Origin of the sequence: Mycobacterium syngnathidarum (assembly GCF_001942625.1) — a bacterium.
Taxonomy (GTDB): Bacteria; Actinomycetota; Actinomycetes; order Mycobacteriales; family Mycobacteriaceae; genus Mycobacterium; species Mycobacterium syngnathidarum.
The window spans coordinates 89,913-105,626 of the sequence record NZ_MLCL01000039.1; the positions used below are offsets into that span (position 1 = coordinate 89,913).

Here is a 15,714-nt window from a genome sequence, read left to right on the forward strand (position 1 = left end):
TGATTCGGATGCGCGGGCGCGGGCGTTACCGCCTCAGGCCATTCAACTTCCCGCACCCGCGGCGTGGACCGCGACCTCCTGGGCCTTCACCGAGAAAAACACCGTGTCCCCCGGTGCGAGGCCCAGCTCGGCGGCCGACTCGGCAGTGATGTCAGCAGCCAGGCCCGGTGCGCCGTCGGACTGATCGTCGGCCCGCACCCGGATGCCGGGCCCGCGGCTGTCGAGCTCGGCGACCGTCACCGCCACGGTGTTGCGCGGACTGCCATGCGGTTCGTGGCGGTACACCGCGACAGACGCCGGCGAGAACACCGCGACCACCGGCACACCGGGCGCCACCTCAGAAGCCGCCGTACCGTGCCACTTCGAGCCCGACTCGGTGGTCACCACGCCAGCTCCGCCCGCCGTACCTCTGATCAGGTTCACCCCGGCGAACCGGGCGCCGAAGGGACTCTTGGGTGCCGCCAACACCTCTGCAGCAGAACCACTTTCGACGATCCTGCCCCCATCGACCACGAGCACGCGGTCGGCCAGGGTCAGTACATCGAGCAAGTCATGGGTGATCAGCAGCGCACACCTGCCACCGTGTGCCAGCACCCGCCGCAGCACCTTGCGCATCGATGCCGCCACCGCCACGTCCAGACCTGCCATGGGTTCATCGAGCAACAGCACCGCGGGGTCCGCGGCCAGAGCCCGGGCCAGGGCGACCCGCTGAGCCTGTCCCCCCGACAACTGTCGCGGCCGGCGATGGGCCAGATCAGTGGCATCGACCTCGGCCAACCACCGGTGAGCGGTCTCGTAGGCGGCACGCCGACCCAACCGGCCTCCGCTGCGGGCAGCGAAAGCCACGTTGGCCGCAACGCTCAAATGCGGGAACAACAGGGAGTCCTGCAACAACAGCCCGACGCGGCGGGCATGCGTGGGCACCTGGACACCCGCCGCCGTGTCGGTCAGCACCCGATCGCCCACCCGGATGTGTCCGGCGTCCAGGCCGACCAACCCGGCTATGGCATGCAGGGTGGTCGACTTGCCCGCCCCGTTGGGGCCCAGTACCGCCAGCACCTGGCCGGCCCCAACACCGAATTCCAGGTCCAGGCCGCGGTTTTCGAGGACAGCGCGCACTTGCAGCATCATCTCCGGCGTCATGTCCAACCACCCGCCCGCAGCCGACGGCTACCCAGCCCGATGACCACCACAGCCGCCACCGCGACCAAGAGCACCGACAACGCCACGGCGGCGTCGGCATCGCTTTCGCGCTGCAGGTAGATCTCCAGCGGAAGGGTCCGGGTGACACCCTGCCTCGATCCGGCGAACGTCAGCGTGGCGCCGAACTCCCCGAGGGCGCGCGCAAAGGCCAACACAGCTCCCGACATCAGGCCCGGTCCCAGCAGCGGCAGGGTCACCCGCCACCACACCTTTGCCGGCGTGGCACCCAGCGTCGAGGCCACCACCTCGTATTCGGTGCCGGCGGTGCGGGCCGCGCCTTCCAGCGAGATGACCAGAAACGGCAACGACACGAACGTCTGCGCCAGCACGACCGCCACCGTGGTGAAAGCGATCTGCACCCCGGCCCCCTCCAGGTACCGGCCGACCAGGCCGAGCCTGCCGAAGGCGTACAGCAGGGCGATGCCGCCCACCACCGGCGGCAGCACGAGCGGCAGCAAGATCAACGGTCGGGCGATCCGAGTGACGGGCCCGTCGGTGCGGGCCAGCACCAACGCGAGCGGCACCCCCAACAGCACGCACAGCACCGTGCTGGCCAGGGAGGTTTGCAGACTGAGCTTCAGTGCCGCGGTAGACGACGGGCTGGAGATCAGCGACCCGAATCGCGGCCAGTCCACCTTTGCCACCATCGCCACCAAGGGCAGCACGACGAAGATCGCGCCCACCACGGCCGGGAAATATATCCAGCGCGGTAGCCGTGGCGGAATCGTCACAATGCGACCTCACGGACCGTGCCGACGCAGGTGAGAGCGCTGGGTCGGATCATCTCCGCAACCTTATGTGAGCCCGCGTTTGGCGCGTCGAGTTTCCTGTCCTAGCTACTGTCCAGTAACATTGGCCGTTGGTCGCCCCGTCCGGTGCGGCGATCCCGGGTACATGGAGGTACATCATGGCGGAGGTGCTGGTCACCGGCGGCGACACTGAACTCGGCCGCACCATTGCGGCGGGTTTCCTCGACGCGGGCCACAACGTGGTCATCGCCGGCGCCCGTCGCGAGGATCTGGAATTGGCCGCCAAGCAACTCGACGTCGCGTCGATCGTGTTCGACAACACCGATCCCGCGAGTCTCGAGAGTGCCCGCACGCTGTTCCCTCACCACCTCGACACCCTGGTCAACGTCCCGGCCCCGTTGTTCGAGGCCAAGGATCCCCGCACGTTCACCCTCACCGACCTGGCCACCGCGTGGCGCAACGCGCTCGATGCCACCGTGGTCTCGGCGGCGCTGACCGTGCAGATCGTCGGCGACCACCTGCGTTCGGGCGGTTCGATCATCAACATCGTGCCCGCGAGCCCGCGTGAGGGCAGTGCCGAAGCTGCCGTCAAGGCGGCGCTGGCCGATTGGACCACCGGTCAGGCCGCATACTTCGGTACCCGCGGAATCACCGTCAACGCCGTCGCCCCGGGCTTGTCCGCCGATCCGGGCTACGACGGCCTGGGCGCCACGCCGCCGTCGGTTGCTGACGAATTCGCCCGCCTTGCAGTGTTTTTGAGCACTCCGGCGGCTCGCCACATCACGGGACAGACGATGCACGTCAGCCGTGGTTCGATGGCAACCCTGGGATAGCGCGCTAGGGTCGGAGAAGTGACAATCCGACTCGGACTCCAGATCCCCAACTTTTCCTACGGCACCGGCGTTTCCGAACTCTTCCCGACCGTCATCGCCCAGGCCCGCGAGGCCGAGGCGGCCGGGTTCGATTCGGTGTTCGTGATGGACCACTTCTACCAGCTGCCCGGCCTGGGCACGCCCGACCAGCCGATGCTGGAGGCCTACACCGCGCTCGGTGCGCTGGCTTCCGCAACGCAGCAGGTGCAGCTCGGCACACTGGTCACCGGCAATACCTACCGGAATCCGACGCTGCTGGCCAAGGCCATCACCACCCTCGACGTGGTGAGCGCAGGCCGGGCCATTCTCGGCATCGGAACCGGCTGGTTCGAACTCGAACACGACAGCCTCGGCTTCGAATTCGGCACCTTCACCGAGCGATTCAAGAAGCTCGATGAGGCACTGCAGATCATTTTGCCGATGCTCGAGGGCAAGCGCGCGACGTTCAGCGGCACCTACTACCGGACCGAGGAAGCCTTCGCCGAACCGCGCTTCCGCGACCACATCCCGCTGATGATCGGCGGCAGCGGCGAGAAGAAGACCATCCCGCTGGCGGCCCGGCACTTCGACCACCTCAACATCATCGCGGGCTTCGACGAATTGCCCCGCAAGCTCGACGTGATCCGGCAGCAGTGCGAGCAGATCGACCGGGACCCGGCGACCCTGGAGACCAGCATGCTGGTGGTCGCCCTGATCGGCGAGCAGTTCACCGCCGACGCCATACCGCCCGATTTCCAGCAGCGCGCCGTGTTCGGCAGCGCCGCGCAGATCGCCGAACAGCTCAAGACCAAGCTCTTCGACACCGGGGTCGACGGGGTCATCCTCAGTCCGGTGACCATGGGTGGCTACGTACCCGGAGGCATCACCGCCGTGGCCGAAGAGTTGAAACCACTGATATCCGGGTAAACACTCGGGTCGGTTGGCCATCTCGCCGCACAGGCGGGAATCGTGCCGACTAACCTGATTGTTATTACGAGTGGCAAACACGTCCGCGAGGAGCAGCAATGAGCCATCCCGGAGCTACGGCATCGGATCGGCATAGAGTAGTCATCATCGGATCGGGTTTCGGCGGTCTCACCGCTGCCAAGACCCTCAAGCGTGCCGACGTCGACGTCAAGCTGATCGCCCGCACCACCCACCACCTGTTCCAACCGCTGCTGTACCAGGTGGCCACCGGCATCATCTCCGAGGGCGAGATCGCGCCGGCCACCCGCGTGATCCTGCGCAAGCAGAAGAATGCCCAGGTGTTGTTGGGCGACGTCACTCACATCGATCTGGAGCAGCAGACCGTGGATTCGGTGCTGCTCGGCCACACCTACTCCACCCCGTACGACAGCCTCATCATCGCCGCCGGGGCCGGCCAGTCCTACTTCGGCAACGATCATTTCGCCGAGTTCGCTCCCGGTATGAAGTCCATCGACGATGCGCTGGAACTGCGCGGCCGTATCCTCGGCGCGTTCGAACAGGCCGAGCGTTCCAGCGATCCGGTGCGCCGCGCCAAACTGCTGACCTTCACCGTGGTCGGCGCTGGTCCGACCGGTGTCGAAATGGCCGGGCAGATCGCCGAATTGTCTGATCAGACGCTGCACGGCAGCTTCCGCCACATCGATCCGACCGAGGCCCGAGTGATCCTGCTCGACGCCGCACCGGCAGTGCTGCCGCCCATGGGCGAGAAGCTCGGCCGCAAGGCGCGGGAACGTCTGGAGAAGATGGGGGTCGAAGTTCAGCTCGGCGCCATGGTCACCGATGTCGACCGAAACGGGCTCACCGTCAAAGATTCCGACGGCACCATCCGCCGCATCGAATCGGCTTGCAAGGTGTGGTCGGCAGGTGTCTCGGCCAGCCCGCTGGGTAAAGATCTCGCCGAGCAGTCCGGGGTCGAGCTCGACCGGGCCGGTCGGGTCAAGGTGCAGCCGGACCTGACGTTGCCGGGCCATCCGAACGTGTTCGTCGTCGGTGACATGGCCGCCGTGGACGGGGTGCCCGGCGTCGCCCAGGGCGCGATCCAGGGTGGCCGGTACGCGGCCAAGCTGATCAAGCGCGAAGTCGCCGGTACCAGCCCCAAGATCCGGTCGCCGTTCGAATACTGGGACAAGGGCTCGATGGCCACGGTGTCGCGGTTCTCGGCGGTGGCCAAAGTCGGCAAGCTGGAGTTCGCCGGGTTCTTCGCCTGGTTGTGCTGGCTGGTGCTGCACCTGGTGTACCTGGTCGGATTCAAGACCAAGCTGGTGACCCTGTTGTCCTGGGGTGTGACGTTCCTGAGCACCAAGCGCGGACAGCTCACCATCACCGAACAGCAGGCGTACGCCCGCACCAGGATCGAAGAACTCGAGGAGATCGCGGCTTCCGTGCAGGAAACCGAGAGAGCGGCCTCCTAGCCCACCTCGGTTTCCGGTGGTAGCCGGTCTCCTTGCCAGGTGGCCAGGCTGCCGCCCCGAGCCAGCGCCAGAATGGGTCCGGTGGCCTCGAACGAGGTTGCCGGATAACGCAGTTCGCTGACGCAGGCCCGTGGCGCGGTGAGTATGTCGTCCCCCACGGCTCCGTGACCGAGTTCGATGCGATGACGCAGCAACGGCGCCGAGCCGATGTCGGCGTGCACTGCCGACGACCAGAACCCGTCGCGCTCACCGGATCTGCCGACCTGCACCCGCTCACGAATCCGCACCCACGCTGACTCGGTGAGTTGCAGTCGCGTGTCGGTGTGATGGACCGAGCCACCGGCCACCACGGTCGGCTGCGGATCCAGGTCCAAACTACCGGCGATCTCGAGTTCCCAATGCGCTGCCGACTGCACTGTGCGGCCGCCGGGCAGCACCATGGTGGCCGCGGCGGTACGGATCCGCAGCCGTGCACCGGATTCCACCACCAACCGCACCGTGAGGGTGTCGCCGCCGAGCGGCGTTGCAGCCGTGGAGACCAGATGTACCGTATCGGGCTCGGTGCAGCGCCCCGCGAGCCCACCGCGCGCCTCGATCCGCGGTAACCGCCCCGGCGAGGCGGCAATCACCACGCGCGCGTGCATCAGGCCGGCGAGGGCTGGGCAAGCGTCAGCTGCTCGCGCACCCAGGCCAGCACGGGACCCGCGGTCGGATCCGCGGTCAGCGAGATGAGCTCCGTCGGCCGCTGCCCCCTGGCCTTGGCAGCGTCGCGGCGCATCACCTCCAGATCTGCACCAACCAGCGGCGCCAGATCAGTCTTGTTGACCACCAAAAGGTCCGAGTACGTCACGCCGGGCCCACCTTTGCGCGGCACCTTGTCTCCCCCGGCCACGTCGACGACGAAGATCTGCACGTCCACCAGCCCCGACGAGAACGTGGCGGTGAGGTTGTCGCCACCGGACTCGACGAGGATCAGGTCCAACGGTGGGTTCGCCTCGATCAGGTCGTCGATCGCGTCGAGGTTGGCGGTGATGTCGTCGCGGATCGCGGTGTGCGGGCAGCCTCCGGTCTGGACCGCGGCGATCCGCTCGTCGGGCAGGACCGCGTGCCTGCGCAGGAAGTCGGCGTCCTCGGTGGTGTAGATGTCGTTGGTCAACACCGCCAGCGACAACTCGTCACGCAGCTGCCTGCTCAGCGCGGCCACCAGTGCGGTCTTGCCGGACCCGACCGGCCCGCCGACGCCGATGCGCAGCGGCTCGCCGGGCCGACGCACCCGCTTGGGCCGGTCGACGTGGGTGTGGGGTTCGCCGTCGAGGAAATGCGGTGGCATGGTGGACCTTTCGGTTATGTGACAGAGGTGGGTTACGAGACGAACAACGGCCGGTCTCGTTCGGTGTGGCGCTGCGCCAGGACGTCGAGCAGTGGGTCGGACAGATCTGCCAGCCCGGTGACCGCCTCGGCCGCCACCGCGTCACACAGCCCGGAGAGCTCGAAAGTCAGCGCCGCGACATCGGCGGGGTCCAATGCCAGTAGCCGCTGCGCGGCGGTGGCCGATCCGGTCATGGTGGTGTACACCAGCGACAGCGCGGTCTGGCCGTCATCCAGCTCGGCGGCAGACGCGACGGTCCCGGCCGCGACCGGTAGGTGAGGCCGGGACCCGAGCGCGTCCCACGACTGCTGTGGCCACACCCGGCGCGCCAGCCGGACCAATCCGCGCCCCTGGGCACGCGAGGCTTCGCGGGCCGCCGGAGCCGGTGTGCGAGCATCGGTTTCGGCGTCGGCGTACTCGGGGTCGAGGGTTCCGCTACGGACCGCCACCGCGATCGAGGCGGCCACCTTCCCGCTGGTCCGCAGCCGCCGGATCAGAAAGGCGCGCAACGTGGCGAGGTCGGTCAGCAGACCGCTGGTGATTGCCTCCTCGACACCGCCGGAGTGCACGTGACCGCCGGTCGGCAACCGTGAGTCGGCCAGGGTCAGAAGCGTCGCCAGGCTGCTCATCTAGAACAGGAAATATCGTTGGGCCATGGGCAGTTCGACCGCGGGCTGCTCCTGCCACACCTGCCCGTCGATCCGGACCGTGAAGGTGTCCGGCTCGACCTCGATGCGTGGCAATGCGTCGTTCAGCGGCATCTGCGCCTTGCCGACGCGGCGAACATTCTTGACCGCGACCAACTTCCGGCGAATATCCACGCGTGCAGCCAGGCCGTCTTCGATCGCCTGCGGTGCGACGAAGTGGACCGATGTGGCGGCCGCGGTGGCCGGGGCCGCGCCAAACATCGGCCGCGGCAACACCGGCTGCGGGGTCGGGATGGAAGCATTGGCGTCACCCATCGCGGCCCAGGCGATCATGCCGCCCTTGACCACCGCGTGCGGGCGGACCCCGAAGAATGCCGGTTCCCACAGCACGAGGTCGGCGAGCTTGCCGACCTCGACAGAACCGACCTCATCGTCGAGGCCGTGCGCGATGGCCGGGCAGATGGTGTATTTCGCGACGTATCGGCGGACGCGATTGTTGTCGGCTGCTCCGTCGCCGTCGAGAGCGCCACGCCTGCGCTTCATCACATGCGCGGTCTGCCAAGTCCGCAGCACCACTTCACCGACCCGGCCCATGGCCTGAGAGTCGCTGCCGATCATCGAGATGGCCCCGATGTCGTGGAGCAGATCTTCGGCCGCGATCGTCGACGGCCGGATCCGGCTCTCGGCGAACGCCAGGTCCTCGGGCACGCTCGGGTTCAGATGGTGGCACACCATGAGCATGTCGAGGTGCTCGTCGAGGGTGTTGACCGTGTGCGGACGAGTCGGATTGGTCGAGCTGGGAAGCACATTCGGGTGCGCGGCGACGGTGATGATGTCGGGTGCGTGTCCGCCACCGGCGCCTTCGGTGTGATACGCGTGGATGCCGCGGCCCTTGATGGCGGCCAGCGTGTCCTCGACGAAACCCGCCTCGTTGAGGGTGTCGGTGTGGATGTTGACCTGCACGCCGGCGGCTTCGGCGACCGTGAGGCAGGCGTCGATGGCAGCCGGCGTGGTGCCCCAATCCTCGTGCAGCTTGAATCCCGCTGCGCCCCCGCGTAACTGCTCCCACATCGCGTCGGAACTGACGGTGTTTCCCTTGCCGAGCAACGCGACGTTGAGCGGCCAGGAGTCCAGGGATTCCAGCATCCTGGCCAGGTGCCAGGCGCCCGGGGTGACCGTGGTGGCCTTGCTGCCCTCGGCCGGGCCGGTGCCGCCGGCCACGATCGTGGTGATGCCGCTGCAGAGCGCCTCTTCCAAGATCTGTGGACAGATCAGGTGGACATGACAGTCGATGGCCCCGGCGGTCAGGATCCGGCCGTTGCCGGCGATGATCTCGGTCGAGGGTCCGACGACCAGGCCCGGGTGCACACCGGTCATGATGTCGGGGTTACCGGCCTTGCCGATGGCCACGATGCGACCGTCGCGGATCCCGACGTCTGCCTTGATGATTCCCCAGTGGTCGATGATCACCGCGCCGGTGATGACGGTGTCGGGTGCCCCGTCGGCACGGGTGGCCCTCGACTGGCCCATCGACTCGCGCAGCACCTTGCCGCCGCCGAACACCGCCTCGTCACCGGCTCGGCCCGGGCCTCCGCTGCGGTCCTCGGTGATCTCGATGAACAGGTCGGTGTCGGCCAGCCGGATCCGGTCCCCCGTGGTGGGGCCGAACAGCGCCGCGTAGCGGGCCCTGGTCAATTCGGTCATGTGGTTCCCAATCGGCCGGGCGGGTCGAGACTGATGCCGTGAACTTCACCCGTACCGCCGAGCGGAACAAGTGAAATTTGTTGGGCTATCCCGGGTTCGAAGCGAACCGCGGTTCCGGCCGGGATGTCGAGCCGGTGCCCGCGGGCAGCGGACCGGTCGAATTCCAGAGCCGAGTTGGCTTGCGGCAGATGCACATGGCTGCCGACCTGTACCGGCCGGTCACCGGTGTTGACGACGTCGAGCGTCAACCGCGGCGCACCGGCATTGAGTGCGATATCACCGTCACCGAACACGATCTCACCGGGGATCACAGGGATGCCTCAAGCGATCGGGTGGTGCACGGTGACCAGCTTGGTGCCGTCCGGAAATGTGGCTTCGGCCTGCACGTCGTCCAGCATCTCGGGCACTCCCTCCATGACCTGCTCGCGCGTGAGCACTTCACGTCCACTCACCATCAACTCGGCGACCGTCCGACCGTCGCGGGCACCTTCGAGCAGATGATCGGTGATCACTGCGACGGCTTCCGGATGGTTGAGCAGCAGGCCGCGAGCCTGCCTGCGCCGCGCCAGTTCCGCGGCATAGGAGATGAGCAGACGATCCTGCTCGTGCGGGGTCAAACGCATAGTGGGCGATCCTGCCATGACGAGCGAGGTTCGGCAGCGCTCACAGTCGCGCCCGGTGGGCTACTCGGGGATGTTCTGCAGCCGCACCTGTCCGCGGGCCACGAGTTTGCCGTTTTCGTCGGTGATCGTGATCAGCCACAACTGCTGACGCCGGCCTCGGTGGATGGGCTGAGAGATCGCAGTAACCGTCCCCGACCCGATCGCACGCAGGAAATCGGTGTTGTTGTTGACGCCGACCACGGTGCCGCCGCCGTTCTCCGAGAGCCAGATATGGCCGGACACGCTGGCCAGGCTTTCGACGATCGAGCAGTACACGCCGCCGTGCACGATGCCCCACGGCTGCAACAGCTTGTCGTGGATGGTCAGTTGTGCGCGGGCGCCGTCAGGGGTGAGCTCTAGATAGGTCAGGCCCAGTTCGGAGTCGAATCCCTGGCCCAGCTGTTCGGTGAAATCAGTGGTCACAGTCCTCGTGTCTACACGCCGTATTGCCACAAAGATGCGGGCGGGTCCCGCGTGTAAAACGCGGGACCCGCCCTCGAGCGGACCGGGGGTCTCTGCAGCCCTCAGGACTCCGGCACGGTCCGTTGGTCTCGTAGTTCCATACTAGGCAAGGCTACCCTAATTAAGCAAGACCTTCCCGGCCCGGCCCGAGCCCCGGACCGGCAGGCCGAATCCGACCAGGGCGTCGAGTACCGCCTGGCTGCGCCGCATGCTGACCACCTCACTGGAGCCGGCGAGCAGCGGGACCTGGGTTGCCGCGCCGACAACCGCCGCCCCCACCAGGTGCCACATGGCTGCCGCCGACATGGCGCCGTCGCTGATCTCGACCAGCCGGGAGAAAAGCGGCTCCAGTGCACGATGGCTGCGGTGCGCCACCCAGGTGGTCAGCGCGGCCTCGCTGGGCAACGCGACGATCCCGTCGTGGCTCGCGCTGGCGATCCGGGCCGCGCGGCCCGAGTAATAGGGATCTCCCGGCAGGCATCGCAGCGTCGGATCGACAACACCCACCCAATCGATCGCCCCCTCGGAATCGACATGGACCCAGAGGTTCTCCAGGCCGGTGTCCCAGGCGCGCCCCTCCAGCGCCAACAGCGGCACCACCCGCCCGATCACCACATGGATGAAGGTCGCAGCCAACTGCTGGGCGACGGCCGCGCGGTTACCCGTCTCGGCCATCGCGGCGTCGAACATGCCGTGCAACCGATCCGCGGACAACGCCTCGGCCAGCGGCCACCACCGCCGCCGCGACAAGTCGCCCACCACGGCCACGCCGTAGACCCGGGGACATTCCGGGTACAGCTCGCGCAGGCGCCGGCTCGACTCATGCAGCGGCAGCGTCCGCTCGATGGCCATGCCCGCGATCAGCGGGTCGTCGATCAAGACCGTCATGCCACCTCCGAAGGCTCCAGTTTCACTTAGGTTAGCCTTACTATAGTCACGTGCACGACGAGAGCTACCCCCTGTGACTCGATTCACAGCAGGCCCCATATATGGCGCTGACCTCGCCCTAAACGGCGGCACACGCAGGTCCGCCCACCGACGCCAAACTGATACGACGCGCGGTAGTAAGCCCGTAGTACGCTGGCGTTACTGCTCAGGAGAGAACGGAACATGGCCAAATTGACGCGTCTCGGGGAGCTTGAGCGCGAGGTGATGGATCACCTGTGGTCCGCACCCGAACCCCAAACAGTGCGCCAAGTCCACGAGGCGCTGGCCGCCCGCCGCGACTTGGCCTACACCACGATCATGACCGTGCTGCAAAGGCTGGCGAAGAAGAACCTCGTCGTGCAGCACCGCGATGACCGCGCGCACCGCTACGCACCCACCCATGGGCGCGACGAGCTGGTCGCCGGACTGATGGTCGATGCCCTCGATCAGGCCGCAGACTCGGGCAGCCGCCAGGCCGCACTGGTCCATTTCGTCGAGAGAGTCGGCGTCGACGAAGCCCGGGCCCTGCGCCGGGCGCTCGCTGAACTGGAGAACAAACACCACCTGCCCCCACCGGCTGGTAATTCCGGTACTGCCTGAGAGAGACTTACGGCGTGTCCGCGCTGGCCTTCACCCTCCTCGCACTGGCCCTGGTGGGGCCAGTGCCTGCGGTGTTGGCCCGTTCGTCCTGGCCACTGCGCGCCCCTCGGGCGGCAATCGTCCTGTGGCAGTCGATCGCATTGGCCGCGGTGCTGTCGGCGTTCTCGGCCGGTATCGCGATCGCGAGCCGCCTGTTCGTGCCCGGCCCCGACGGTCGGCCCACGGCCACCATCACCAGCGAGATAGAGGCTCTCGGTTGGCCGTTGTGGCTGCTGCTCGTCGTGGTGTTCACCCTGACGCTGTTCATCGGCGGTCGGCTGTGCGTGGCCGTGATCCAGGTAGCGGTGGCCACGCGTCGTCGCCGCGCCCATCACCGCATGATGGTCGACCTGCTCAGCAAGTCCCGCGATGCGGTCCCGACCCACCTCTGTACGGCTCACCGCCCGCTCGCCGGCGACGGGCTGCGCATCCTCGACGTCGCGCAGCCTCTCGCCTATTGTCTGCCCGGCGTCCGCAGTCGCGTCGTGGTCAGTGAGGGAACACTGACCACGTTGGCCGACAACGAAGTCGCCGCGATCCTCACCCATGAGCGGGCCCACCTGCGCGCCCGCCATGATCTGGTGCTTGAGATGTTCACCGCCGTCCACGCCGCCTTCCCCCGGTTCGTGCGCAGTGCCAATGCGCTGGACGCGGTCCGCCTGCTGATCGAGCTGCTCGCCGACGACGCCGCGGTACGCACCGCCGGCCCCACCCCCCTGGCCCGGGCCCTGGTCGCCTGCGCGAACGGTCGCACACCCTCCGGTGCGCTGGCCGCCGGCGGGCCGACCACCGTGATCCGGGTGCGGCGTCTCGGCGGCAAGCCCAACAGCGTGGCCATGGCCGTCACCGCCTACCTGACCGCGGCCGCCGTCCTGGTGGTGCCCACCATCGCCGTCGCAGTCCCCTGGCTCACCGAGCTTCACCGCCTGTTCTCCGGACTCGGATAACGCTCTGTACGACAGGCGTTCTGCTACAACAAAACAACGAAAGGCTGCTGCATGAGCAAAACCAGCACTTCCGGCACGGCACAGATCGGGGTCACCGGCCTGGCCGTGATGGGCTCCAATCTCGCTCGCAACTTCGCCCACCACGGCTATACCGTCGCGCTGCACAACCGCTCGGTCGCCAAAACGGATGCGCTGCTGGCCGAACACGGTTCGGAAGGCAAGTTCGTGCGCAGTGAGACGATCGCAGAGTTCCTCGACGCCCTGGAGAAACCACGCCGGGTGATCATCATGGTCAAGGCCGGCGACCCCACCGATGCGGTGATCAACGAACTGGCCGATGCCATGGAGCCCGGCGACATCATCATCGACGGCGGCAACGCCCTCTACACCGACACCATCCGCCGGGAGAAGGCGATCCGCGAGCGCGGCCTGCACTTCGTCGGTGCGGGTATCTCCGGCGGCGAGGAGGGCGCGCTCAACGGCCCGTCGATCATGCCGGGCGGGCCCGCCGAGTCCTACAAGTCGCTCGGCCCGCTGCTCGAGGAGATCTCTGCCCACGTGGACGGTGTGCCGTGCTGCACGCACATCGGCCCCGACGGGGCCGGGCACTTCGTCAAGATGGTGCACAACGGCATCGAGTACTCCGACATGCAGCTCATCGGCGAGGCCTACCAGCTGCTGCGCGACGGTCTGGGCAAGTCCGCGCCCGAGATCGCCGATGTCTTCACCGAGTGGAACAAGGGTGATCTGGACAGCTACCTGGTGGAAATCACCGCCGAGGTGCTCAGGCAGGTGGACGCCAAGACGGGCAAGCCCCTGGTCGACGTGATCGTGGACGAAGCCGAGCAGAAGGGCACCGGGCGCTGGACGGTCAAGTCCGCCCTCGACCTCGGCGTGCCCGTGACCGGCATCGCCGAGGCGGTGTTCGCCCGCGCCCTGTCGGGTTCGGTGCCCCAGCGCAAGGCCACCACCGGTCTGGCCTCCGGCGATCTCGGTGAAAAGCCCACGGATGCAGCACAGTTCACCGAAGACATTCGCCAGGCCCTGTACGCCTCGAAGATCATCGCCTACGCCCAGGGCTTCAACCAGATCCAGGCGGGCAGTGCCGAGTACAACTGGGGCATCACCCCCGGTGACATGGCCACCATCTGGCGTGGCGGCTGCATCATCCGGGCCAAGTTCCTCAACCGGATCAAAGAGGCCTTCGACGCTGAGCCCGATCTGGCCACGCTGCTGGCCGCCCCGTACTTCCGCAGCGCGGTGGAGGCGGCGATCGACAGCTGGCGCCGCGTGGTGGTGACCGCCACCCAGCTGGGTATCCCGGTCCCCGGCTTCGCCTCGGCACTGTCCTACTACGACGCGTTGCGCACCGAACGGCTGCCCGCGGCGCTGACCCAGGGGCTGCGCGACTTCTTCGGCGCGCACACCTATGGGCGCACCGACGCCGAGCCAGGTCAGAAGTTCCACACCCTCTGGAGCGGCGACCGCAACGAAGTGCCTGCCTGAGTAGGCTCGGTTGGGTGAGGCTGCAGTGAGATTCCTGAACGGACACATCCCGCCGTACGACCTGACCTACAACGACGTCTTCGTCGTCCCGGGACGGTCGGATGTGGCATCGCGGTTCGACGTCGACCTGTCCACCAACGACGGCTCCGGCACCACCATCCCGGTGGTGGTGGCGAACATGACGGCGGTGGCGGGCCGGCGGATGGCCGAGACCATCGCCCGGCGCGGCGGCATCGTGGTGCTGCCGCAGGACCTGCCGAACACCGTGGTCGCCGAGACGGTTCAGTTCGTCAAGAGCCGCGACCTGGTGGTGGACACGCCCGTGACCTTGAGTCCGGACGACTCGGTCTCCGACGCCACGGCGTTGCTGCACAAGCGCGCGCACGGCGCTGCGGTGGTGGTGTTCGAGGGGCGCCCGATCGGGCTGGTGACCGAGTCCAGTTGCTCCGGGGTGGACCGGTTCGCCCGGATCCGCGACGTGGCGGTGCCCGACTTCGTCACCGCGCCGGTGGGCACCGACCCGAGGAAGGTGTTCGACCTCCTCGAGCACGCTCCCATCGACCTCGCGGTGCTCACCGAGGCAGACGGTTCGCTGGCCGGCGTGCTGACCCGCACCGCTGCGGTGCGGGCCGGCATCTACCCGCCCGCCGTCGACGCAGCCGGAAAGCTGCGTATCGCCGCGGCCGTGGGCATCAACGGCGATGTGGGGGCGAAAGCCCGCGCGCTGGCCGAGGCCGGCGTGGACCTGCTGGTGATCGACACCGCCCACGGTCATCAGGTCAAGATGCTCGACGCCATCAAGACGGTGGCCGCCCTGGATCTCGGCCTGCCGCTGGCGGCGGGCAACGTGGTCTCCGCCGAAGGCACCCGCGACCTGATCGAAGCCGGCGCGTCGATCGTGAAGGTGGGCGTCGGCCCCGGAGCGATGTGCACCACCCGGATGATGACCGGCGTGGGCCGGCCGCAGTTCTCCGCGGTAGTCGAATGTTCCGCTGCGGCAAAGGAACTCGGCGCCCATGTGTGGGCTGACGGCGGTGTGCGGCATCCGCGTGACGTCGCACTGGCGCTCGCCGCGGGGGCGTCGAACGTGATGATCGGCTCCTGGTTCGCCGGCACCTACGAGTCCCCCGGCGACCTGCTGCACGACCGGGAGGAACGCCCGTACAAGGAGAGCTACGGCATGGCCTCCAAGCGCGCCGTGGCCGCCCGGACCGCCGGGGACAGCCAGTTCGACCGGGCCCGCAAGGCCCTGTTCGAGGAGGGCATCTCGTCGTCTCGGATGAGCCTGGACCCAGGCCGTGGCGGTGTCGAGGACCTGCTCGATCACATCACCTCGGGAGTGCGCAGCACGTGCACCTACGTGGGCGCCACCAACCTGGCCGAGCTGCACGAGAAGGTGGTCCTCGGCGTGCAGTCGGCCGCCGGATTCGCCGAGGGGCATCCGCTACCGACGGGCTGGTAATCGGCGGGTCGCGATACTATTGGGGTCCTGAGTACACCGAGTGGCCGGTGTCGTATCGCACGTCGGCCCGCTCGATCAGATCGAACGAAAGGGTTCACGTGCCGCAGGCACCCACCGAGGCCTCCGGTTCTGAACCGGCCTTCCGGGTGGAAAACCAGTCACTTCTGAGCGCCGAAGCTGACGACCC

At 67.7% G+C, this 15,714-nt stretch carries 17 protein-coding genes; 7 read left to right on the plus strand and 10 right to left on the minus strand.

Going from position 1 to position 15,714, the window contains the following annotated elements; translation table 11 throughout:
* Positions 1-42 precede the first annotated feature (42 nt).
* Positions 43-1,143 (minus strand): sulfate/molybdate ABC transporter ATP-binding protein, encoded by a 1,101-nt coding sequence (locus BKG60_RS12660; RefSeq protein WP_070946165.1) that lies wholly within the window; start codon positions 1,141-1,143, stop codon positions 43-45.
* A complete protein-coding gene (locus BKG60_RS12665; protein ID WP_070946164.1) occupies positions 1,140-1,934 on the minus strand; it encodes an ABC transporter permease in 795 nt (264 codons plus the stop codon). The genes BKG60_RS12660 and BKG60_RS12665 overlap by 4 nt, the downstream gene beginning before the upstream one ends.
* 176 nt (positions 1,935-2,110) lie before the next feature.
* Between BKG60_RS12665 and BKG60_RS12670 the strand changes: the two genes are divergently transcribed.
* The 3 genes from BKG60_RS12670 (at position 2,111) to BKG60_RS12680 (ending at position 5,202) form a co-directional block, all read left to right on the plus strand.
* Positions 2,111-2,785, plus strand: a complete 675-nt coding sequence (locus tag BKG60_RS12670) for an SDR family oxidoreductase (RefSeq protein WP_070946163.1) — start codon at positions 2,111-2,113, stop codon at positions 2,783-2,785.
* An 18-nt stretch (positions 2,786-2,803) separates the two neighbouring features.
* A complete protein-coding gene (locus BKG60_RS12675) occupies positions 2,804-3,730 on the plus strand; it encodes an LLM class F420-dependent oxidoreductase (protein ID WP_070946162.1) in 927 nt (308 codons plus the stop codon).
* Positions 3,731-3,828: 98 nt separating this feature from the next.
* Positions 3,829-5,202 carry an NAD(P)/FAD-dependent oxidoreductase gene (locus tag BKG60_RS12680; RefSeq protein ID WP_070186482.1) on the plus strand — a complete coding sequence of 458 codons (1,374 nt, stop codon included), beginning with the start codon at positions 3,829-3,831 and terminating at the stop codon, positions 5,200-5,202.
* Here the strand turns inward: BKG60_RS12680 and BKG60_RS12685 are convergent.
* The 8 genes from BKG60_RS12685 to BKG60_RS12720 form a co-directional block, all read right to left on the minus strand.
* A complete protein-coding gene (locus BKG60_RS12685; RefSeq protein ID WP_070186483.1) occupies positions 5,199-5,846 on the minus strand; it encodes an urease accessory protein UreD in 648 nt (215 codons plus the stop codon). The genes BKG60_RS12680 and BKG60_RS12685 overlap by 4 nt on opposite strands.
* Positions 5,846-6,532: an urease accessory protein UreG gene (gene ureG, locus BKG60_RS12690; protein WP_070186484.1), complete on the minus strand. Its 687-nt coding sequence runs from the start codon at positions 6,530-6,532 to the stop codon at positions 5,846-5,848. Before ureG ends, BKG60_RS12685 begins: the two co-directional genes overlap by 1 nt.
* 32 nt (positions 6,533-6,564) lie before the next feature.
* On the minus strand, positions 6,565-7,200 hold the full coding sequence (locus BKG60_RS12695; protein ID WP_070946161.1) for an urease accessory protein UreF: 636 nt from the start codon (positions 7,198-7,200) through the stop codon (positions 6,565-6,567).
* Positions 7,201-8,922 (minus strand): urease subunit alpha, encoded by a 1,722-nt coding sequence (locus BKG60_RS12700; RefSeq protein WP_070946160.1) that lies wholly within the window; start codon positions 8,920-8,922, stop codon positions 7,201-7,203.
* The gene (locus tag BKG60_RS12705; RefSeq protein ID WP_070946159.1) at positions 8,919-9,233 is read right to left on the minus strand and encodes an urease subunit beta; all 315 of its coding nucleotides are present in this window, start codon (positions 9,231-9,233) and stop codon (positions 8,919-8,921) included. The genes BKG60_RS12700 and BKG60_RS12705 overlap by 4 nt, the downstream gene beginning before the upstream one ends.
* Positions 9,234-9,242: 9 nt before the next feature.
* The gene (locus BKG60_RS12710) at positions 9,243-9,545 is read right to left on the minus strand and encodes an urease subunit gamma (protein WP_070186488.1); all 303 of its coding nucleotides are present in this window, start codon (positions 9,543-9,545) and stop codon (positions 9,243-9,245) included.
* Positions 9,546-9,605: 60 nt separating this feature from the next.
* The gene (locus BKG60_RS12715; protein WP_070946158.1) at positions 9,606-10,007 is read right to left on the minus strand and encodes a PaaI family thioesterase; all 402 of its coding nucleotides are present in this window, start codon (positions 10,005-10,007) and stop codon (positions 9,606-9,608) included.
* Positions 10,008-10,163: 156 nt separating this feature from the next.
* Positions 10,164-10,934 carry an iron reductase gene (locus BKG60_RS12720; RefSeq protein ID WP_070946157.1) on the minus strand — a complete coding sequence of 257 codons (771 nt, stop codon included), beginning with the start codon at positions 10,932-10,934 and terminating at the stop codon, positions 10,164-10,166.
* A 222-nt stretch (positions 10,935-11,156) separates the two neighbouring features.
* On the opposite strand from BKG60_RS12720, the gene BKG60_RS12725 reads away from it, so the two are divergent.
* From BKG60_RS12725 to BKG60_RS12740, 4 genes are read left to right on the plus strand one after another with little or no spacing between them, the layout of a single operon-like run.
* The gene (locus tag BKG60_RS12725) at positions 11,157-11,573 is read left to right on the plus strand and encodes a BlaI/MecI/CopY family transcriptional regulator (RefSeq protein ID WP_070186491.1); all 417 of its coding nucleotides are present in this window, start codon (positions 11,157-11,159) and stop codon (positions 11,571-11,573) included.
* Positions 11,574-11,587: 14 nt separating this feature from the next.
* Positions 11,588-12,559 carry a M56 family metallopeptidase gene (locus BKG60_RS12730; RefSeq protein WP_070186492.1) on the plus strand — a complete coding sequence of 324 codons (972 nt, stop codon included), beginning with the start codon at positions 11,588-11,590 and terminating at the stop codon, positions 12,557-12,559.
* Between the two features lie 51 nt (positions 12,560-12,610).
* Positions 12,611-14,065 carry an NADP-dependent phosphogluconate dehydrogenase gene (gndA, locus tag BKG60_RS12735; RefSeq protein ID WP_070946156.1) on the plus strand — a complete coding sequence of 485 codons (1,455 nt, stop codon included), beginning with the start codon at positions 12,611-12,613 and terminating at the stop codon, positions 14,063-14,065.
* A gap of 25 nt (positions 14,066-14,090) precedes the next feature.
* On the plus strand, positions 14,091-15,527 hold the full coding sequence (locus tag BKG60_RS12740) for a GuaB1 family IMP dehydrogenase-related protein (RefSeq protein WP_070946155.1): 1,437 nt from the start codon (positions 14,091-14,093) through the stop codon (positions 15,525-15,527).
* The last annotated feature ends 187 nt before the right edge of the window (positions 15,528-15,714 follow it).